16 protein-coding genes are annotated in these 21,108 nt (G+C 57.5%); 5 read left to right on the top strand and 11 right to left on the bottom strand.

Annotated features, from left to right (window positions below; genetic code table 11):
• Positions 1-375 precede the first annotated feature (375 nt).
• Positions 376-2,253, top strand: a complete 1,878-nt coding sequence (locus HMPREF1206_RS09185; RefSeq protein ID WP_052317820.1) for a VWA domain-containing protein — start codon at positions 376-378, stop codon at positions 2,251-2,253.
• 569 nt (positions 2,254-2,822) lie between these two features.
• Here HMPREF1206_RS09185 and HMPREF1206_RS09180 read toward each other — a convergent pair.
• From HMPREF1206_RS09180 to HMPREF1206_RS09165, 4 genes are all read right to left on the bottom strand, one after another.
• Positions 2,823-3,695, bottom strand: coding sequence for an adenosylcobinamide-GDP ribazoletransferase (locus HMPREF1206_RS09180; RefSeq protein WP_016423037.1), 873 nt, complete (start codon positions 3,693-3,695; stop codon positions 2,823-2,825).
• Positions 3,696-3,700: 5 nt separating this feature from the next.
• On the bottom strand, positions 3,701-4,738 hold the full coding sequence (gene cobT, locus HMPREF1206_RS09175; protein ID WP_016423036.1) for a nicotinate-nucleotide--dimethylbenzimidazole phosphoribosyltransferase: 1,038 nt from the start codon (positions 4,736-4,738) through the stop codon (positions 3,701-3,703).
• 102 nt (positions 4,739-4,840) lie between these two features.
• Positions 4,841-5,434, bottom strand: coding sequence for a bifunctional adenosylcobinamide kinase/adenosylcobinamide-phosphate guanylyltransferase (locus HMPREF1206_RS09170; RefSeq protein ID WP_016423035.1), 594 nt, complete (start codon positions 5,432-5,434; stop codon positions 4,841-4,843).
• 11 nt (positions 5,435-5,445) lie between these two features.
• On the bottom strand, positions 5,446-6,210 hold the full coding sequence (locus tag HMPREF1206_RS09165) for a DUF3043 domain-containing protein (RefSeq protein WP_016423034.1): 765 nt from the start codon (positions 6,208-6,210) through the stop codon (positions 5,446-5,448).
• A 309-nt stretch (positions 6,211-6,519) separates the two neighbouring features.
• Here HMPREF1206_RS09165 and HMPREF1206_RS09160 point away from each other — a divergent pair, with 309 nt between their 5' ends.
• The gene (locus tag HMPREF1206_RS09160) at positions 6,520-6,861 is read left to right on the top strand and encodes an iron-sulfur cluster assembly accessory protein (RefSeq protein ID WP_005512007.1); all 342 of its coding nucleotides are present in this window, start codon (positions 6,520-6,522) and stop codon (positions 6,859-6,861) included.
• Positions 6,862-7,040: 179 nt separating this feature from the next.
• Here HMPREF1206_RS09160 and asnB read toward each other — a convergent pair whose 3' ends face one another.
• Positions 7,041-8,966 carry an asparagine synthase (glutamine-hydrolyzing) gene (asnB, locus tag HMPREF1206_RS09155; protein WP_016423033.1) on the bottom strand — a complete coding sequence of 642 codons (1,926 nt, stop codon included), beginning with the start codon at positions 8,964-8,966 and terminating at the stop codon, positions 7,041-7,043.
• A 500-nt stretch (positions 8,967-9,466) separates the two neighbouring features.
• On the opposite strand from asnB, the gene HMPREF1206_RS09150 reads away from it, so the two are divergent.
• Together HMPREF1206_RS09150 and HMPREF1206_RS09145 are read left to right on the top strand one after the other, a co-directional pair.
• Positions 9,467-10,642, top strand: coding sequence for a cytochrome c oxidase subunit II (locus HMPREF1206_RS09150; RefSeq protein ID WP_016423032.1), 1,176 nt, complete (start codon positions 9,467-9,469; stop codon positions 10,640-10,642).
• Positions 10,643-10,677: 35 nt separating this feature from the next.
• Positions 10,678-11,124: a cytochrome c oxidase subunit 4 gene (locus tag HMPREF1206_RS09145; protein ID WP_016423031.1), complete on the top strand. Its 447-nt coding sequence runs from the start codon at positions 10,678-10,680 to the stop codon at positions 11,122-11,124.
• Positions 11,125-11,287: 163 nt separating this feature from the next.
• On the opposite strand, the gene HMPREF1206_RS11425 is transcribed toward HMPREF1206_RS09145, so the two are convergent.
• The 5 genes from HMPREF1206_RS11425 to HMPREF1206_RS09120 form a co-directional block, all read right to left on the bottom strand.
• The gene (locus HMPREF1206_RS11425) at positions 11,288-13,015 is read right to left on the bottom strand and encodes an ABC-F family ATP-binding cassette domain-containing protein (RefSeq protein ID WP_016423030.1); all 1,728 of its coding nucleotides are present in this window, start codon (positions 13,013-13,015) and stop codon (positions 11,288-11,290) included.
• 166 nt (positions 13,016-13,181) lie between these two features.
• Positions 13,182-14,810, bottom strand: coding sequence for a cytochrome bc complex cytochrome b subunit (locus HMPREF1206_RS09135; RefSeq protein WP_016423029.1), 1,629 nt, complete (start codon positions 14,808-14,810; stop codon positions 13,182-13,184).
• Positions 14,807-16,018 (bottom strand): ubiquinol-cytochrome c reductase iron-sulfur subunit, encoded by a 1,212-nt coding sequence (locus HMPREF1206_RS09130; protein ID WP_016423028.1) that lies wholly within the window; start codon positions 16,016-16,018, stop codon positions 14,807-14,809. Before HMPREF1206_RS09130 ends, HMPREF1206_RS09135 begins: the two co-directional genes overlap by 4 nt.
• Entirely contained in the window at positions 16,015-16,905 is an 891-nt protein-coding gene (locus HMPREF1206_RS09125; protein ID WP_016423027.1) for a c-type cytochrome, read from the bottom strand. The genes HMPREF1206_RS09130 and HMPREF1206_RS09125 overlap by 4 nt, the downstream gene beginning before the upstream one ends.
• 75 nt (positions 16,906-16,980) lie before the next feature.
• The gene (locus HMPREF1206_RS09120) at positions 16,981-17,595 is read right to left on the bottom strand and encodes a heme-copper oxidase subunit III (RefSeq protein WP_088611596.1); all 615 of its coding nucleotides are present in this window, start codon (positions 17,593-17,595) and stop codon (positions 16,981-16,983) included.
• 538 nt (positions 17,596-18,133) lie between these two features.
• On the opposite strand from HMPREF1206_RS09120, the gene trpD reads away from it, so the two are divergent.
• Complete coding sequence (gene trpD / locus HMPREF1206_RS09115) at positions 18,134-19,201, top strand: anthranilate phosphoribosyltransferase (protein ID WP_016423025.1); 1,068 nt, start codon at positions 18,134-18,136, stop codon at positions 19,199-19,201.
• Here trpD and HMPREF1206_RS09110 read toward each other — a convergent pair.
• The gene (locus HMPREF1206_RS09110; RefSeq protein WP_016423024.1) at positions 19,198-20,787 is read right to left on the bottom strand and encodes a DEDD exonuclease domain-containing protein; all 1,590 of its coding nucleotides are present in this window, start codon (positions 20,785-20,787) and stop codon (positions 19,198-19,200) included. The genes trpD and HMPREF1206_RS09110 overlap by 4 nt on opposite strands.
• Positions 20,788-21,108 lie beyond the last annotated feature (321 nt).

Below are 21,108 nucleotides of genomic sequence, written 5' to 3'. Positions count from 1 at the left end.
CAACGGCTGTGCGATTTTCTCATGGTTCATGAATTGTTCAGGCGGCATTTGTTTAGCCGTTAAAAACACCTCTAGCGTGACCGGGGTCACTGTGAAAAACTACCAACACGATTGATTTTTGTAGTTGGGAAAACAGTTTGAGGCGCTGTGATGGTGGTAGTTCAAGACTTTTTTAAAGATAGTTTTTCGTCAAGTAGTTCAAAGCGCCTAAGGGTAACCATCGTTGTCACTCTGTTGTTGGCTGCGTGGACGATTGGGTTTAGTGCGATTCCGGCTCCGGTGGCGGCAGCCCAAGATTCGCCTTCGCCGTCCGGGGTGGAACAGCCCGCTCCTACGGGCGAAGGGGGTACGGGCGAAGCAAAAGCAGAGCTAATCATGGATCTGTCTGGTTCGATGCTTGCCGACGACGCCGGAGGCACCCGCCTCGATGCGGCAAAGCGCGCATCCACGGAGCTGATTGACTCCCTCCCGGATGATGCGCTGCTTGGCATGCTGGTTTATGGCCAGCGCGAATCCAGTGATGAATCCAACCGCGAACGTGGTTGCCAGGACATCGAGGTGCTGTCGCCTGTCCAAAAGGTCGACAAAGAAGGCCTGAAGAGCAGGATTGCCGGGTTGGAAGCTCAGGGCTATACGCCGATCGGCAATGCACTGCGTAAGGCGGCTGATGAGCTTGGCCCAGACGGTGAGCGGTCAATTATTTTGGTCTCTGACGGTATCGACACCTGCGCGCCGCCACCGGTGTGTGAGGTTGCGAAGGAACTGGCAGGGCAGGGTGTTGGCCTGACGATTCACACAGTGGGCTTCAAGGTCGATGAAGAAGCTCGCGCTGAGCTGGAGTGTGTTGCGCAGGTATCCGGTGGACAGAGCATGACTGCGGACGATGCTACCCAGCTTGCAGACCACATGAAGTTCTTGACTCAGCGGTCAGTGCAGGGCTACGAAACCACGGGTACTCCTTTCGAGTTCTCCGAGACTAAGGAAGGCGCGAAATGGCTCGGCGAGGGCAAGTACCAGACGACGCTGGTGCCAGAGGTTGCCCAGCACGATCGCACCCCGCTCTACTACCGAATCGCAGTGCCGAAGGGACACAACGCGATTGTTACCTCAAAGGTGTTAGCGAATATCGATGCTGAGGGTAAAGGCCAGCAGGATGTCCGAACTGAAGTTGACGAAATCATCAATGAAACTGGCGGAAAATGCCAGGACGACGGTCGTATGGGGTCGCTGACTGGCGCCGAAGCTAGTGCCGATTCGTGGACTCCAACTTCGGCTGATGCAAGCATTCTTGCATGGGATAGTGACCGCATCGAATCCAGTTGCGATCAAACCAAGTGGCTCGTCGCAAATAACGTGTGGGTCTATGACGGTGATTCAGTAGCGGACTATCGTGATGAACCGGTGAAGGTCGAGGTTAGCGTCCAGTTTGAGCCAGTCCTGAAGAAGCAGGATGCTGACAAACTAAATGAGGGGCGGTCTTCTTCGACCGGCGACAAAGCCTACAAAAAGGCCACTTTTGGAGAGGCCAAGCCCGTAAACGGTGGCAATAACGCAGCCCAAGCGCCGGAAGTTAAATCTGGGGATAACATCTCTGACACAATCGTGCCCGGTGAACAGAAGTTCTACAAGATCCCTGTCGAGTGGGGTCAGCGACCAGTGATTGCTGCCCGCACTGGAAATTCGGAGCGCGATAATGCCGATTCCATGGGAATTGCCCTGCTGAATCCGTTCGAGGTTTCCGTGGCGGATGGAGCAATGCACTTTTATCAGGATTCCGAGGACCTGAACTTGTCAACAGATCGTCCGGTCGAATACAACAACCGAGAATCTAATGTTGGAGGACGACCTGTAGCCAACGCCGGCTACTACTACGCGACTGTCCGAATGGCTAACTATCGCCCGGATGAAGAGGTCAGTGGCATCGATCAGCCGTTCCAGCTCGCATTCCTCCTGGACAACAAGCCAACTAAGGGGCCTGACTGGCGACCGACTGACAAGAACGGCCCGACTCCATCCGATAAGCCGATTCTGGCCAAGGGAGAGCCGGAACAGGAATCGTCAAAGGACTCGTCAGAAGATGCGTCGAATGAATCTGACTCCTCGGATACGGATTCTCAGGCATCCGCATCCTCGTCGGACATGGAAGATGAGGGCATGAGCCCGTTGGTCATTGGCACCGTTGTAGCAGTGGTCGCCGTGTTTATCGGCATTGCCGGCGCAATCGTCTACCAGAACAAGAAGCGCAAGGAGTAGACAAACCGTAAGATCAGGAAGTTCCTGAGCAGGGGGGGGGGGCAGGGTGGGGAAGGCAGCAAAATTGTGTCCGCTTGGCGTATCGCTGGCGGGCACATTTTTTGCTACTTAGCCGCAAGAACTGACAACTCCAAGAATTATGGGCTGCAGATGTGAAACTGTGTGAGTTTATGACACTTTCAAGCCATTTTTCGGACCATTTTTGACATAAACGCAGTCAGTAACTCGCATTGGCCCGCCGTCGCTAACATAACCGCAGTCACTAGCCCCACTGAACCCAAACCCCACTGAACCCAAACCTGGGAGTGCCACCCCAACAAAGAAAAGCGCGTCCCGTGCATCGCTGCGGCGGGACGCGCTTTTTTAATTAGCTGGGAGGCTAGAAGGTGTGCTCGTTCTTGGCGCCCCGGCAAACGGTCGGCGCAAAATAATTTGGGCGAGCCCCGAAACGAGCCTCCTGTACTCCGCCTTCCCGGCGGTGTGCCCTCAGAATACGTCCGCGTCAAAGCGACCGTCAATAGTTCTTTTTAAAGAAAACCCCAACGGGGGCAATGCGCGCATTTTCCCTGCTAGAACCCTATGGCAAGTGCCACGGCACAGACAGCGCACGTTATCTCAATGACTGCACCAAACACGTCGCCGTTGACTCCGCCAAACCTCTTCACGCAATGCCGCGTCAGCAGCAGTGTAACGCCAAAGCTCAGTGCACAAGCGACTACGCCCACGAGCCCAACCACCCAGCCCGACACAGCGAGCAGCAGTATCCACCAGCAGGTCACCGTGACTGTGGACTGAGTACCGGCAGTCAGAGAGCCGAAGCCGCTGTTCGAAAAAGGCGGAAAGCCGCGCCAGCAGGCAGTCGTTGCTGCCGCGCGAGAGGCTACAAAAGGCAAGCACAGCGCAACCACGCCAGGCCACATCTGACCGGCAGACCACTGCGACAGCACACTAGCCACAATCACGGCAAAAGCAGTCGTCGTCGTCAACATCGTCAGCACGATGGAGCCCACGCCCATTGGGCCGGTGCTCGGATCGCGCAGCACCTCCCGCGCCCCCTCCGGCGGCTTATACGAGCCGAGGGCATCCGCCACATCCGCCAGCCCATCCAGGTGCATCGCGCGGGTCAACATCTGTGCCGCCACCATAATCAGGGCGCCGCCGAGGATTGGGGTGACGTCGTAAAGCGTGGGCGTGCGTGACGACGACGTTGCGAACAGCGCCGCCGTGATGAGAACTGCACCCGCGGCAGGAACGAGCCCAGCTACTGGCAGTGCGGCGATGGCGCGACGGCCGGTGATACGGTCGAACACGCTCGCGCCTTTGAAAGGCAGGATGGTGAGCCAGGACAGGGCAGTGGTGATGGCCTCAGCGACGGCATTGCCGTGAGCAGAGTGATCGCCGTCGAGGTTGTCCTGGTGAGACGGGCCGGCTTTGTCGGACAAGTCGATTAGTCCTTGGTGCTTACGCCTGCGTCGGCGAAAGTAGCCATGTTGCGCAGGACCGATACGCCGGATTTGACCAGTGGTAGGGCAGCGACGGCGCCGGAGCCTTCGCCAAGACGCATCCTGTATTCGAGAAGTGGTTCCTTATCCAGGTGTCGAAGGGCAAGCGCGTGCGCGGGCTCTGCCGACTTGTGGCCGGCGACCCACCAATCGCGGGCGCCCGGAGCGAGCTGGTCAGCCAGCAGAGCAGCGGATGTGACAACCACTCCGTCCAAAATCACAGGAGTGCGACGAACCGCTGCTTGCGCCAAGAACGCGGCCATCACGGTTATATCCGGTGAGGAAATACGACGGAGCACTTCAACCGGGTCATTGCGCAGGCGACGCACGCGGAACATGGCATCGCGTACGGCAGCGACCTTGAGCTTCCACCCTTCGTCATCAATGCCAGTGCCTCGGCCGACGACGACAACTGGTTCGGAGTTGGTCACGGCACCAATCAGCGCTGCGGCTGGAGTGGTGTTTCCGATGCCCAGGTCGCCGGCAATGAGCAGGTCAGCGCCTTCATCAACGGCGGCGTCGGCAATCGCGATGCCCGTGCGGATGGCCTTATCGACCTCCTCCTCGCTCATCGCATCCTCGCGGTCAATAGAACCACAGCTGCGACGGATACGGTATGGCCCTTCGGCATCGTGGTCGAGGGAAATGTCCACACCGGTAACAGTGGCTCCCGCGATGTCAGCGATAGCGTTCACGCCGGCACCCTTTGCCTCGATATTGGCAAGCATCTGAATAGACACCTCGGACGGGTACGCGGACACCCCGCCCTGGGCAACACCGTGGTCACCAGCGAAGACATAAACACGACAATCGTCCAGGTCACGCGGAGGGCATTCTCCCTGACACGCCGAAATCCAAATGCCGAGTTCTTCCAACCGGCCAAGTGAGCCTGCGGGCTTAGTCAACTGCTCATGGCGCGCGCGGGCGGCCTGTTCAGTCTCTTCGTCAGGGCGTGCTACCGGTCCAAAATAATCCGCGTTCATACTCTCAAACGCTACCCGAAAACGATTTGTCTACCGACCATTGGTGCACAGTTATTCGCATTGCTAGGCAGGCCGTCATAGGGGAAGCGGCGTGGCGTGAATCTAGCTCGCCGCCTTGACTTCCATGGGGCAGCCAGCCACAACTAGGACGACACGATCACAGATAGCTGCGAGCTGCTGGTTGAGAAGGCCAATCTCATCACGGAAAAGCCGCCCTGAACGGTGTTCGGGAATGACACCGAAGCCCACTTCGGGCGACACAATGAACAGGTCGGAATCTGCGGGGAAGTTGCGCACGGCGTCGACAAGCGAGTGCGTCCACGGCGCGACGCTGCCCCTCGGCGCTTCCCACAGCCCCTGCGCGTCGATGATGTGCGTCAGCCAGGTGCCGACATCGTCCAGCAGCATGCGCCGCTCCGGCGACTCGAGAGCTTCCACCGCATCGACGTCATCAACCGTGTGCCAGGCCACTCCGTGCTCTTTTGCCTGTGCTTGACGACGAATGCGGTGCTCCTCGACCCTGGAGTGAAAATCGCTATCACCGGGCCAGGGCCGTGCTGTTGCGATGTAGTGCAACACCGTTGAGGCTGCAGCATCTGAGCCACCGCCGGTTGAGGCTGCGGCGGTGGCCAGCAGCTCGTGCTCAGCCCATGAGGACTTGCCTGAGCGGGCGCCACCGAGAACCAAAGTGCGCATGGCAGATGAGGCTACTTGATTTCGTCGCCGATGTTGACCTGCGGACGCGGAGTACGCAGACGACGCGGCTGAGAAGCGCGGGAGTAAGCGTAGAAGCCCAGTCCCCAGGCTCCTTCGGTGGTCTTCGGGAAGCGCTCACGCGTCAACTTGATGGCACGGCGGCCGATGTAAATGCCCTCGATAATCAGGGCGATGATGAGAACCATCGCGATGAGAGATGCGATGTTGGCCAGCTTCGGCAGGGAAGTGCCAATCATCATAATCAGCAGCAGAATCAGCGCGAACGGGAGGAACACGTTAGCGAGGAAGCGACGGGAATCAACCCAGTCGCGGACAAACTTGCGCTCAGCGCCCTGGTCGCGTGGCAGCATGTAGCGCGGATCGCCGGCGGCCATGCGCTCGTCGGCAATGCGACGCTGCTCACGTCGCTCTGCTCGCTCGCGTGCCTTGGCGGCCTTGAGCTCTTCCTTGGACATGGAAGCCTTGAGCTCCTTGCGGCGCTGGCGAGCTTCCTTAGCGGTCAGCGGCGCCTCGACCGGGCCACGGCGGATGCCGCGTTCGCGCTCAACCTCGTTGCGCTTCGGAGTGGGGCGCCCCTTCTTGGGAGTAAAAGCACCGCTGTGCTTCTTCTCGGGCTGCTGAGACTCCGAAGCGGTGCCCTTGGCCCCGCTGGATGCGGTCGCGTCGGTGGCTACGTCTCCGGCGTTGGTTGCGTCAGCGTTAGCTGCCTCAGCTGCCTTGGACTTTTTGTCATTCTTTTTCCACGGTAGATTCACGACCCCAGATTATAAGGTCTTCAAGGTGCTTCCCTAATTAGGTTGCAGGTTGAGGGTCAGGGGCGGGGCAAGGGCGAGGTTTTGGGGATGACCGCCGCAGGGGCAGGCGGGAAGAGTGCGCTTGTGGCGTGGGAAGCCGTGGTGTGGTTGCGATGTGGCGGCAAAAAGAGACTTCCGAAAAAGAGAAAGAAAAAGAGAACCCAGAATTGGGAATTAAAGACTGGTCGGTAAGGTTGTGATAAATAATGACGTAGCCGACCTTGGGGTCGACTCGCATACTTAAACACTTCAACAAGGAGGACACGCGCTATGACTACTGCTCAGAGCACTGGCGTTACCCTGACCGAAGCTGCGGCTGCCAAGGCAAAGGCACTTCTGGACCAAGAAGGTGCCACCGACCTGGCACTGCGTATTTCCGTGGCTCCGGGCGGCTGTGCCGGCCTGCGCTACCAGCTCTACTTCGATGACCGCAGCCTCGACGGCGATGTCGCCGAAGTTTTCGGTGGCGTCAAGCTGGTCGTTGATCGCCAGTCGGTTCCGTACCTGTCCGGTGCCACCATCGACTTCGCTGACACCATTGAACAGCAGGGCTTCACCATCGATAACCCGAATGCCACTGGCTCCTGCGCTTGCGGTGACTCCTTCAACTAAGTCATTAGCTGAGCAGAGCTGTCAGCAGACGCTGTGAAAAGCGTCGGATAGTAAAAAGGCTCGGACCTCACTCTTGTTAACTGAGTGAGGTCCGAGCCTTTTCTATTGGTTGCCCCAGCGATGGTGACAGCCTGCCGGGGCAGGATGGGGCTGAATCGCGGAGACCGTCGTAAAGCGAGCTAGAGCTCGACGGGGTAGTCGCGCTGCTCGATGTCCGGAGTAATGCGGTCTTCGATGAAGATGCCGTGCCAGACCATGAAGGCCAGGATGGTCCAGAGGCGGCGGGAGTGGTCGCGCTCGGTTGGGTGGTGCTCGGCGAGCATCTTGAGCACGGCGTCCTTATTAATGAACTCTTCGGTCTGGGACTCGCGGATGATGTCCTCGGCCCAGCCGTGCAACTCGTCGCCTGCCAGCCAGTGGCGAATCGGCACCGGGAAGCCCAGTTTGCGGCGGTTGAGCACGTGCTCCGGAACAATCTGCTCCATGGCGCGACGCAATGCGTACTTGGTGGTGCCGTGAGAAACACGCATGTCCACCGGCAGCGTCTGCGCAACGTCGAAGACCACACGGTCGAGGAACGGCACGCGCAGCTCCAGGGAGTTAGCCATGGTGATCTTGTCCGCCTTGACCAGAATGTCGCCACGCAACCAGGTGAACAGATCCAAGTGCTGCATCCGAGTCACAGGGTCCCAGCCTTCAGACTGCGCGTAAATCGGCGCAGTGACATCGCTGTGGTCCCATTCCTTCTTGGCCCACGGCAGCACTTCCTGCAGCTGCTCAAAGTTAAAGGAACGAGCATTGCCGTAGTAGCGCTGTTCCAGCGGAGTAGTGCCTCGCTGCAGTAGCGACTTGCCGCGCATGCCCTCTGGCAGAGCTTCGCCGACCTTAGCCAGACCGCGCAGCAGGGGAGATGGAACCTTGTCGAACGGCTTCAGCGACAGCGGCTCCTTATAAATGGTGTAACCACCAAAGAGCTCGTCTGCGCCCTCACCGGACAGTACGACCTTAACGTGCTTACGAGCCTCTGCGGCCACGAAGTACAGCGGCACCAGTGCAGGGTCAGCTACCGGGTCATCGAGGTACCACATAATCTTAGGAATCGCCCCGGCGAACTCCTCCGGCGAGACGACCTTCACAATGTGCTCGACGCCAATGGCGGCGGCGGACTCGGCAGCCACATCGACCTCGGAGAAGCCCTCGCGCTCGAAGCCAGTGGTAAACGTCAGCAGGTTCGGGTTGTGGCGCTTAGCCAAAGTTGCAATCGCAGTGGAGTCGATACCGCCCGACAGGAACGAGCCCACCGTGACGTCGGCACGCATATGCTTCTCGACGCTGTCCTCCAGCGCACGGGCAATGCGGTCAAAAACATCCTGTTCAGCGCCCTTAGCCACTGGCTGAATCGGGAAATTCGGCTTGAAGTAGCGGGTCTGCTTAACTTCGCCACCAGGCGTAACGATGGCAGTGCAACCCGACTCCAGACGAACAATGTCAGTGTGCAGCGACTCCGGCTCCGGAACGTACTGCAGATCGACGTAGTGCTCCAGTGCGCGCTTATTCAGCTTCTTCGCATCGATGCCCATCTCCGGCGCAGCTTCGAGCAGGGACTTCTTCTCAGAACCGAAAATTGTGCCACGCTCTGTGGTGGCGTAGTAGAGCGGCTTAATGCCGAACGGATCGCGCGCCAGGAAAAGCTTGCGCTCGACGCTGTCCCAAATGGCAATGCCGAACATGCCGCGCAAGTGCTTTACGACGTCCGCTCCCCAGTGGTGGAACCCAACGACGATAGGTTCACCATCGCCGGAGGTATTAAAGGCATAGCCTTTCTTCTCCAGCTGCTCGCGAAGTTCGACGAAATTGTAGATTTCGCCGTTGAAGGTCATGGAGTAACGATTCGGCTGATTCTCTGGTCCCCACTGCAGCGGTTGGTGGCTGTGGGCAATATCAATAATGGATAGGCGGTTGAAGCCGAAAACTGCGTCCTCATCGTGCCACGTGCCTGCATCGTCAGGGCCGCGGTGCCGCATGCAGGGCAGGGCCCTTTCGACAACGGGAACGAGCTCCGCTGCGTCAGAATTTGCAGCCAGGATTCCGAGAAGACCACACATGCTTCGTGCGCGCACCTTTCGCTTAGTGTCACTTAATGGATTTTCGACGGCTCCGTAGCTAGCGGCTCAGCGCGACTGGTTGTCGCCTTAACCGGTGGCCGTGAAGGACCGCCGCGTGGCTGAGTAGCTGGGTTGAACCCCAGATTGGCGCCACATAGAAATGCTGCACCTACTTTAATGCCTTTTGGGGAAAAGCGAGAATGTCTGAGTTTGCCGTGTCTAGGGCTCGGGGCAAGGTTGCGCGGGACGGTGTGTGCGTCAGCGCGTGGCACAAACACTAAAAAATTCATAGACTTAGGAGCGTCAACAGGGTGTAACTGGTGAGAATGCCACCCCCGATAGGCGGGTCTTTCTCAGTATTTTATTAGGGCAGATATACTCAAAGGCACCCCACAGCCATATTTATTGTGGAGAAAGCTTAAGAATCGACTACTCTGCTTGGGTAGGACGAAACCTTAATCGGTTATCGAAAATTGTGTGGATCAGGAAGGCAGACACACGTGAATCAGCGTAGAAAGTTCGGAGTCGCCCGTAAGCTCGGCGTCCTCGGCGTTGCCACCGGTAGCGCAGCCTTGCTTGCCGGCTGCGATGTTAATCCTCCGGAGAACGGCTTCTTCAAGCTGCTCCGCTTTGGTTGGCCGGAAGGTGTGACCCCGGAAGCACAGTCCATGGGTAACTTCTGGGTTTGGACCTGGGTTGCAGCTTGGATTATCGGCATCATCGTTTGGGGCGTTACCCTTTACTCGATGGCAAACTTCACAGCTAAGAAGGCTGAAAAGAAGGGCAAGGGCGAGTTCCCGCGCCAGACTGCATACAACGTTCCGGTTGAGTTGTCTCTGACCATTCTCCCGATTCTGATCGTGATGACTCTGTTCTTCTTCACGGTTCAGACTCAGGACAAGGTCACTGCCCTGGATAAGGATCCGGAAGTTACCGTCGACGTCACCGGTTTCCAGTGGAACTGGAAGTTCGGTTACGCCAACATTTCCGCTGACCTGATGGGCGGCGAGGAATACAACGGCCGTATTGAGAAGCCGGCTGATGAGCAGTTCTTCACCGAGGGCGGCCACGAGGTTCCGTCCGCTGAGGATCGCGCAAAGCAGAAGGAGCACCCGGTTCACGGACGCTCCAAGGAGAGCCTCGACTACCTGCACTACGACGAGATTGAGACCCTCGGTACCACCGAAGAGGTTCCGGTCCTCGTTGTTCCGGAAGACACTGCAATCCAGTTCGACCTCGCGTCCGCTGACGTGATTCACTCCTTCTGGGTTCCGGAGTTCCTCTTCAAGCGCGACGTGTTCCCGCACCCGGAGGCTAACAAGTCCAACCGTGTCTTCCAGATCGAAAAGATTGACTCGGACAAGATTGCCAACCGACCAGAGGACAACCCGAGCGACAAGGTCAAGAACGCATTCGTTGGCCGTTGTGCCGAGATGTGTGGTACCTACCACGCAATGATGAACTTCGAGATTCGTGCTGTCTCCCGTGAGGCATTCACCGAGTACATCAAGTTCCGCCAGGAGAACCCAGAAGCTACTAACGCTGATGCTCTGAAGCACATCGGTGAGCCGGCATTCGCAGTCTCCACTTCGCCGTTCAACTCCGGTCGTGTCGACACCCGCGACATGGGTGATTGTGGTGCTAACACCATTGACCTGAACGCGACCGCCAAGTAAACCCAGCAAGATTCTTACTTAAAGGAAGTTCTCAAATGAAGTCTGCAGCAAAGCTCTTCTACGGACTTACCGTGTTCCTGGGGTTCATGGCTGTCGTCTACATCTTCGGCACTCAGTACCTCCAGGACACCGGTAACGTCATCAACGAAAGCCAGGGTCGCCTCGAGTGGGCTGGCGCAACCGGCCTGGTCCTCGCAGCTCTGATGACTCTGATGCTCGGTGGATACTTCCACTTCACTGAGCGCCGCTCCGACATCACCCCGGCCGACTTCGAAGAGGCAGAGATTGCCGACGGTGCAGGTACCCTCGGTTTCTTCTCCGCTAGCTCGATTTGGCCGTTCGTGATGACCATGGGCATCCTCCTCATGGGCTACGGCATCGCATTCATGGCCTACTGGCTGATTGTCCTTGGCGCGGTAATTCTGATCGTCTCCGGCACCAAGCTCAACACTCAGTACATCACTCCGCCGGAGAAGCACTAGTCCGAGTGCAATCAGACTGAACCACAGTCGTAGATAACCGAAAAGTCTCTCCCACTAACAAGGGCGTTAGTGGGAGAGACTTTTTTGTTTGGGCGAGTGGGAGGGGATTCCTAACTGGTGTTACCTCGTCGGTTAGGATCTGTAGTCAATATATGATTCCGCATCAAGCGAATTCGACGGGTTTCTGCCCCTTAGGTAGTTCGATGACCTCACCGTCAGTCACCTGCAGATGACGCGCTTCGAGCGAGTTGATCATGCGGTGATCGTGGGTAATCACAATAATTGTGCCCTCTGCAGATGCGATCGCGTCTTGGACCTGCTCGATTAGATCCACACTCAGATGGTTCGTAGGCTCATCGAGCAGCAAGATCTCCGGCGGATTGGCTACGACCAACGCTAACGCCACCCGGCGCTGCTGGCCGATGGAGAGGCTTCCTACCGGTCGATTGGCATCCTCAGGGCTAAGCAATCCAAAGTCGTCGAGAGGCACGCGGGCATTGGGCGCAAGGTCGTACAACTCACGGGCGGACTTCTTTGGGTTTTCCCAGTCTTGTTCCTGAGCCAGCATGGCTACTCGACAGTTCTCGCCGATACGCACCTCGCCAGCCTGCGTCTCAACTTGCCCCATGATCGTCTTAAACAAAGTAGATTTGCCGGCCCCATTAGGGCCGGTGATCACGACCTTGTCGCCGGGACGAATAGTCAGTGAACCAACCCGAATTCGATCTGGGACGACCACACCGCGCATCTTGATGTGAAAATCTTCATCGCTGCCCGAAGCAGCGCGCTTGGTCGGTAGGGGTGCGGTCAACGGGGCATCAAAGCCCAGTAGTGCCGGTGGACGCTCCACACCTTCCTCAATGAGTTCCTCCAGCCGCTGCTTAGCCGAACGCACGCGGCGGGCGATTTGCCGCTCTACACGACCGCCACGGCGGTCATAAGCCATCTTGTTATTGTCCGTCATTTCCCGACCCGGTGAGATCTCACGAGCGCCATTCTCGATGGTGTCTTCCAACCGATTGCGTTCATGCTCCTCCGAGCGCCACTGGTGCTCCCATAGCTCACGCTGGTGGCGACGGTGCTTCGCGTAGTCGGAGTAATTACCACGGAACAGCCCAATACCAGGGCGCCCCGGCACCAAGTCTCCAATTACAGTACAAACGGCATCCAGGAAGTCGCGGTCATGTGTTGCCACCACAACCACTCCAGGGTGGTTCTGGATGGTGTCAATCACGAGCTGGCGACCGCGTTCATCGAGATGGTTGGTGGGCTCGTCGAGAAGCAGAATCTCTGGCTTTCGAATGAGCGTAATCGCGAGCCCCAACCGCGCCCGCTGCCCGCCGGAAATCTCCGTGGTTAGTTGCTCTGTCAGGGGAGCGCCGTCCGGAGCAGAACCGGTCAGGCCGAGATGGTCGAGCACAATCTCCGCATTATGTTCGGCGTTCCAGTCATCGTGAGCCATGACGTCCGAGAAGGCCTTCGAATACGCCTTCTCTGCCGCCTTAGACTCATCTGGGGTCTCTGCTAAGGCCATCGCCTCAGCTGCCTCTTCTAACTCCGCTAAACGACGTTTCGAGGGGCCGAGGGCTTCATCGATAAGCATTTGCACCGTGGAGTCGAAAGGAGCTTCCAGTTCCTGAGAGCCGAGTACACGCGTGCCAACATGAGTCACCGTACCGCTCGTGGGCCGACGACGACCCGACAGCAGCCAAAGAAGAGTGGACTTGCCGGCTCCGTTGTCTCCAACCAGACCGAGGACATCGCCGTCGGAAAGCGTGAGCGAGACATCGCGCAAAACAGGCGTGGCCTCGTAGTCGAAGTTGACACCGTTGGCGACAAGCTGTGTGGCGTTGCTCGAAAGATCGGTGGTGGGGGAGGGACTGGTAGACATATGTCCATTTTAGTACTGGTAAACAGTAGATTTGGTATCCGACATATGTGGGGTCAAGGCGAAATCGGAAGAATCTGGGTAACAAAAACCACCCCGGTCGACATCCGAAGTGGATGCGGACCGGGGTGGTCTTATTTGAGCGCAGTAGAAAACCTACCGCGGAACTTTACTGCTCGAGCTGGCGACGCTCTTCAGCGTTTTGAGCTTCGAGGTCACGGAACATCTGAGCCTGCTGCTCGTGGTTCTCGTGCTCGATACGAGCTGCCTCTTCGGCGATCTCCGGGGAGTCCGGGCTGAAGAAGCTACCGCGACCCGGGCTACCAGCGGCGCCCAGTTCGTTCATGGTCTTCGGGACGTAAGCACCCTGGTACTCGAGCGGAACGGCGTGGCCGTGCTCGTCGACCGGACCCAGTGGCTGGTGGACCTCGATGAAGGAACCATCAGGTAGCTGGTTGATGATGCCCGTCTCGATGCCGTGCTCCAGGACAGCGCGGTCAGAGCGCTGCAGGCCGATGCAGATTCGGTAAGTGACGAAGTAAGCGATCGGAGGCAGGATGATCAGACCGATACGGCCAACCCAGGTCATCACGTTCAGCGAGATCTGGAAGTGGTATGCGATCAGGTCGTTACCACCGGACAGAGTCAGCAGGGTGTAGAAGACCAAAGCCATGGCACCCAGGCCGGAGCGAACCGGCACGTCGCGCGGACGCTGCAGCAGGTTGTGGTGGGCGTTGTCGCCGGTGATCTTCGCCTCGATGAACGGGTAAGCGAAGAGCAGGACAACCAGAACACCACAGAGCAGGGCGACCCAGAAGACTGCCGGGATCGTGTAAGAGCCCAAGTAAAGCTCCCACGGCGGCATGACACGGGCAGCACCGTCAGTCCACAGCATGTAGATATCCGGCTGGGAACCAGCGGAAACCTGCGCCGGGTTGTACGGGCCAAGGTTCCAAATTGCGTTGATCTGGAAGATACCAGCGAATAGCGCCAGGAAGCCGAACGTAATCAGGCCGAAGGAAACGGACTTGACTGCGAAGATCGGGAGAATACGAACGCCGACGACGTTGTTCTCGGTACGACCTGCGCCAGGGAACTGGGTGTGCTTCTGGTACCAGACCAGAGCCAGGTGAGCGGCAATCAGACCCAGCAGCAGGGCCGGGAGAATCAGCACGTGTGCAATGTACAGGCGCGGGATAATCATGTCACCCGGGAAGTCGCCGTTGAACATCATCCAGTGCAGCCAGGTGCCGATAATCGGCAGACCGATGATGATTGCGGACATAATACGCAGACCAACACCGGAAAGCAGGTCGTCCGGCAGGGAGTAACCCATGAAGCCCTCTGCCACGGACAGCAGCAGGAGGATGGAACCGATGACCCAGTTAGCCTCACGCGGCTTGCGGAATGCGCCGGTGAAGAAGATGCGGAACATGTGCGCCATGATGGACACGGCGAACAGCAGAGCACCCCAGTGGTGAATCTGGCGAATGAACAGGCCACCGCGAACCTCGAAGGAGATCTGCAGGGCGGTCTCGTAGGCGCGAGACATCTCGACACCGTTGAGCGGCGCGTAGGCACCGTCGTAAATGACCTTCGACATCGACGGGTCGAAGAACAGAGTCAGGTAAACACCCGAGAAGAGCAGGACTACGAAGGAGTAGAGTGCAATCTCGCCCAGCAGGAAGGACCAGTGGGTAGGGAATACCTTATTGAGCTGCTTACGCATGCCGCCAGACAGGGTGTAGCGGTCATCCATATTCTTAGCAGCGGTTGCTAGTTTCGTTGGATTACTCATGACTGACGCTCCCAGAATGCCGGACCGACGGGCTCAATGAAGTTGCCCTCTGCGTACATGTAGCCTTCTTCGTCAACGCTGATCGGCAGCTCTGGAAGAGCGCGAGCAGCTGGACCGAAGACCGGCTTGCCGTAGTGCAGTGCATCGAACTGCGACTGGTGGCATGGGCAGAGAATACGGTTCGTCTGCTGTTCGTACAGAGAAGTCGGGCAACCGATGTGTGTACAAATCTTCGAGTAGGCGAAGTAGTCGCCGTAGTGGAAGTCTTCCTGACCCTTGCGCAGGATTGCCTTTTCAGCGTCCTGGGAACGCAGACGGATCAGCATGACCGAGTTGCGGGAGCCGTGAATCGAGTGCATGTGTGCCTCGTAGACATCAGCATCCTTGGAGTACTTGTCGCCGTCGTTGACGTCCTCCTCCGGAAGAGGGAAGACGGTCTCCATGGAACCTGCGGACAGGTCCTCTGGGCGGAGGCGAACCAGGCGGGAAACGCCCTTAGTGGTGTAGCCGTGTACGCCCTCTTCAGCGATAGCGCCGGTGTCGCGACCCAGGTAAACCTTGTGGCCCTTCTCGACGAGAGTCCAGCCAGTGGTCCACAGGGTGCCGTCACCAGTGACGTCAACGTCGTAGCGTGGCTTCCACGGGTTCTTAATCATGCCGCCAAGCGGAAGGATCATGCCGATACCAGCCAGGACGGCGCCGGTACCAAGGAGGCCCTTGATAGCGGAGCGACGACCCAGGGTGGAGGTCTGCCAAGAATCGTTCAGCAGGGCAACGATGGTCTTCTGGTCGACCTCTTCGGACGGACCATCGTGGCGGCGCTGAACCGAAATCTCTTCCGGAATGAAGCGCTTGGTGAACTTAACTGCACCAATACCCAGGGTGACGATGCAGCCACCGATGGTGATACCCAGCAGCGGGGTGTACATAGTGTACAGCCACAGACCCTCTTCGCCGTGCCCCTTGTAGTGCCACGGGTAGAACAGGTAGATGGCGATGAATGCCAGGCCAAGAATGACCGACAGTGCCAGCCAGATGGTGACACCACGAGCCGCGCGCTTTTCAGCCGGGTCGTTGGCAATCGGGAAGCGTTCCTTGCGGTAAGCAATGGTCACGTCATCGAGTTCAGCACCCAGACGAGCGAGATCCGCATTGCTCATCTTCGACAGCTCTTCGGAGCTGTACTTCTTGTTTTCGTTATTACTCATCGGCGGGATCCAATCCAAAGAGCGGCCGCTACGAGAGCGACAATGCCTACAATCCACATGACAAGGCCCTCAGCAACTGGGCCGATGCCACCAATGCCCCAACCACCCGGGGTCGGAGTTTCCTTGGCGTTCTTGATGTAGGCGATGATGTCCTTCTTCTCGTCAGCAGACAGCTGGCGGTCAGAGAACTTCGGCATATTCTGCGGGCCGGTCAGCATGGCCTGGTAGATTTCCTGCTCATTTGCAGGATCCAGGACCGGTGCGTACTTACCGCTGGACAGTGCGCCGCCACGACCGGTGAAGTTGTGGCAGGATGCACAGTTCAGGCGGAACAGCTCGGAACCGCGAGCAACGTCAGCCTTGTCAAGCTCACCGTTCGGGCCAGCGTTCTTACCGCGTAGCGACTCCATAGCGATGGAGCCGTCCTCGTCGCGGACGATGCCGGCGCCGCCGCCATTAGCCTGGACGTAGGCTGCGATAGCCAGCGTCTGCTCTTCGGAGTAACGCGGGGTCTTACGTGCTGCCTGAGCCTCGTTGCGGAGCATCGGCATACGACCGGAGTGAACCTGGAAGTAAACCGAGCCTTCGCCGACGCCGATCAGCGACTTGCCGCGGTCCTTAACGCCCTGAAGGTTGGCGCCGTGGCAAGTAATACAAGCAACGTCGTAAAGCTCCTTGCCCTGCTGAATCATTGCGGCTTCATCCTGCTGAGCAGTAGCCGTCTGTGCATCAGGGGTCAGAGCATTAGCGAGGAAGCCCGCGCCGGTGAGGGCGAGAGCCATAGCCATAATGCCGGAGGCAGTACGGCGCATCTTGCGGCGGCCCTTTGACTTCGGGGCCGCAGCCAAGGACGTGGTGTCCTTGGTTTCGGAGGTAGTGTTTTCCATCTTTTTCCCTTTAATACTGTTCGTGGAAAGTGGATGGGCTGTAGGCCGTACTAAACAAAGGACGGCCAATACGGCCTACTGGATGAAGTAGATGGTGATAAACAGGCCAATCCACACGACGTCGACGAAGTGCCAGTAGTACGAGACCACGATGGCAGCAGTGGCCTGTGCCGGGGTGAACTTCGCCTTGGAGGTACGGATAAGCACCACAACGAAAGCCAGCACACCCGCGAGGACGTGGGCTGCGTGGAATCCGGTGGTGATGAAGAAGACCGAACCGTAAATGGAGTTCTGAATGGTCAGACCGTGGCTAACCAGTGTGAAGTACTCGTAAGCCTGGCCGACGAGGAAGATTGCACCCAGGGCGGTAGACAGTGCGTACCACTTACGGAGTGCGAAAACGTCGCCACGCTCGGCCGCGAACACGCCCCACTGGGCAGTGAACGAAGACGACACTAGGATCACGGTGATCAATAGTGCGTACGGGACATTGAGGTGGCCGGTACCCCAATCCCACGAATCGCCCTGGCCGTTCGCGCGTGACACGAAGTACATCGCGAACAGACCGGCGAAGAACATTAATTCCTGAGACAGGAACACAATCGTGCCGACACTGACCATATTCGGTCGGTTCAGTGTCGCAGCACGACGTGGTGCTGTCATACCTTGATTTTCAACTGCGCTCGTCACAACTAACAGTATGTACTGTTCTTAAGGAGTAGTCACGTTGCAACCCCCGTTTTTGTATAAAAATTCCTAAAATCCCAGGTCGCGAGGAAAGGTTTCTGAGAATTTCACTAATTTTTCCCCCTGTTGGGAACTTTCCGGTGTCTTTATCCGACGCGGGTGAATTCGAGGGTTTGGTTGTGCTGAGTTGCGCGGTGTCCATCCCCCCCTGGACTGCCAGGTTCACCTCCGGTGAACCTGGGTTTGCGATACTGCGGCATCAGCTGTCGGTTAGTTTATCGCAGGTTCGGCTCTATTTAATATCGTATTTTTCCAGTTGCCCCAATGGGGGTGAGATTTTCGGCGAACGCAAAAGGTGGACCTGGTGATGCGCTGGATATATGGGGGAGGTATCTTATCTTATTACGTACATCACGGTGGGATTTTTCAAAAGCCCTGTGATGTGGTGCACCTGGTGGACCGGATAACCAGTAGTACCTAGGTGCAGTTGTATTAATACTGTACGGGTACAGACTTGACTATCTAGTGGAAGGGAGTGGCGATGAGCGAGATCGGCGATAAGAGGGCGGTCGAGAACTGGCGCCATGTTCTCTCCACGATTGGCGCTGGCCGCGAAGTTTCCGGTGAGGGCATTCGATTCGCCATGGATCAGATCATGTCTGGTGCTTCCGGAGACGTGCAGACCGCAACGTTTGCTTTCGGTCTCCTCGCCAAGGGGATTACGGCTGCCGAGCTCGATGCTGCGGCTGAAGGCATGCTTTCATTTGCCCGCCCAGTTCATGATCCACAGCTCGCCGGTGTTATTGAGCGTGGAGCAGTCGATATCGTCGGCACCGGTGGTGATGGCGCAAATACCGTCAACATCTCCACGATGTCCATGATTGTTATCGCTGCCAGTGGTGTGCCGGTGCTCAAGCACGGTAACCGCGCGGCTTCTTCGAAGTCGGGCGGAGCTGACATGCTGGAGGCCTTTGGCATCGACATTGAGAACGGTCTCGTTACTTCTCCGGAACATCCGGATTTCTACGTGCGCTTCCTCTTTGCCGCTCGCTTTCATCCGGCCATGCGCTTCGCTGGACCTGTGCGTAAGGAGCTAGCGGTTCCGACAGTCTTCAACCTGTTGGGGCCGCTGACGAATCCAGCACGCCCGCAGGCGAGCTTGATTGGCTGTGCCTTCGAAGATCAGATGGAGACGATGGCGGACACCTTCGCCCGCCGTGGTCAGCGCGCGCTGGTGGTTCGCGGAAGCGATGGCCTCGACGAGATTACCGTTACTGGCCCCACCAAGGTCTTTATTGTGGAAAACGGTGGAGTTGCCGAAGATGTCATCGATCCACATGACTATGGCATGGAGTACTCCGAAATTGACGCGCTGCGTGGCGGTGACCCTGCTTACAACGCTGATGTTGCACGTCGCATTTGGGCTGGCGAGCTCGAAGGTCCGATTCGCGATGCAGTCATCCTTAACTCCGCCGCCGCAATCGCCATTTCGCGTGGTCTGAGTGGCCGTCCACTAAAGGAAGCTATGGCCGACTCCATTGAAGAGGTCAAGGAAACGCTCCAGTCGGGGCTGTGCTTGGATATCCTTACCGCGGCGATGAGGGGTTAAGGTTCGCGTCGCGCTTCACGACGTGCTTGCTGCGCGTCAATTGCCCACTGAAGGTATTTTCCTGCGCCCAGCCTAGGGTAGGAAAACTCGCCTCCGGTGGGCTTTATTCGTACCTCCGGGCGCTGCAGCCATTTCCAGATAATACTGAGTTCATCAATTGATGCTCCTTTATATAAGGAGTCATCTGGAGTGACTGTTTGGGCCGAACTCTCCATGAGGTCGATGATGTAGTTCATATCCGCGCCACGTGGTGCGGTGCTGGCGCCGGCCAACCTGCCGTAGCGAATTTCCGCTAGGTGCCAGCCTCCATTGCCATCGGGGAAAGCGGCTTGCAGAGATGGGATGGCGGCAAGCATGCTCAGGCGCTGCTGCTTGTCCAAGCTGATAATGAACTCCGCAGTGCGGTCACGCTGCACTGCCGCGCGTTGGAAGCGGTGTGCTTCGGCAAGTGCTGATATCTCTGCAATCATGTCTGCGATCTCGTTGGAACCGGTGGTAGAGATCTGGGTGGTTGTTATCGCAAAGTCGTCGTTAAGCGCAGAGAACCTGTCGCGGATGGCGGTAGCGGTGTCGCGCGTGCGGAAAGGACCTAGGCTGCGGGCGTCGGTGACTGTCCGGCTAATCTTGGCAGGCCGACCGGGGCTAGTGGGGACGATGTACCAGCCGCGGGTTGGTTCGGTGCGTTGTCGGTTGTAGGGCGGACGGAGTGCAGAGATCAGACGAGCCTCGCGGATTTCTGCAGCGAAGCCGTGCGGGCACTCGATGATCTCGACGCGTTCGGCTAGAGAGACCATTTCCGTAATCTTGCGACGAGAATCAGTGCCGTTGAAATACTGCAGAAGTCTACGTCGCAAATCGAGAGCTGTACCTATATATAAGGGGTCGTCATTTCTTGACCGAAAAACATAGACACCAGGGGTGTGCGGAGCTCCATCGGCAAGGTGCCGTTTAGCACGAACCTCTGGAGCGACGGTGGGCGAGTAGTGCACTAGCTCGGACGCTGTTTGTACTTCATCGCCAGCTAGTCTCTCCATGAGGTAGTGAAGGACGTCGACGGTTGCGATTGCGTCGTCAAGCGCCCGGTGGGTAGGGCGATTCGGAGAACCGACGTACCGTGCGAGCTGTGAGAGCTTGAAACTGCCAACTTGTGAGCGGTCGAGGACGCGACGCGCCAACGTGAGAGTGTCTACGACACTGGGGCTCGGCCAATCTAGGCCCAAATCTGTGCAAGCCTGGCGGAGGAATCCAATATCGAACTTGGCATTATGCGCAACCCAGACGCTTCCCCGGGCAAATTCGAGGAACTGAGTAATAACTGTGCCGAGCTGTGGTGCAGTTTCAACATCGGCGGTAGTGATGCCGGTGAGAGATGTGATGTGGTCGGGAATCTCCATGCCGGGGTCGATGAAGCTGGAAAAGGTGCCAATCGTCTTACCGCCACGGGTTTTGATGGCCCCAATTTCAATGATGTGGTCGTTCTTGGCCTTCAGTCCAGTCGTTTCTAGGTCTACGACGACAAAGGTGGTGTTGAAAAGAGAATCATCGACGGTGCCTTCGAGAGGGAAGTGCTGTTGTCCTGAATCCACATCAATAATCCTATTCTGAGCGCCCCTAGCGGTGTTAAAACTGTGAAACTTGAGCAAATTGAGCCGCTACAAGTTGGAGTGTGACATAAAACACGTTTTGAGCCCGCGATAAAAATGTGTCGACTTTAAGGCGTTAAGTGTAAAGTTCTCGGCGGACTTCAAAATGCCAGGTAGTGGCGCGTTTATCAAACTGTTATTATTCTGCTATAGGGGAGTGTCTAGTTGTAACAGCTTGGTAACGGTTTAGTTCTATCGATGGTAACAACCGGGCCTCGAGCGGTTTTCTGGACAAACGGCTAGACAAAACTTGATGCCATTTCG

The sequence above is a fragment of the Corynebacterium sp. HFH0082 genome, assembly GCF_000411235.1.
GTDB lineage: Bacteria > Actinomycetota > Actinomycetes > Mycobacteriales > Mycobacteriaceae > Corynebacterium > Corynebacterium jeikeium_D.
This window is presented reverse-complemented; position numbering and strand designations above follow the sequence as displayed.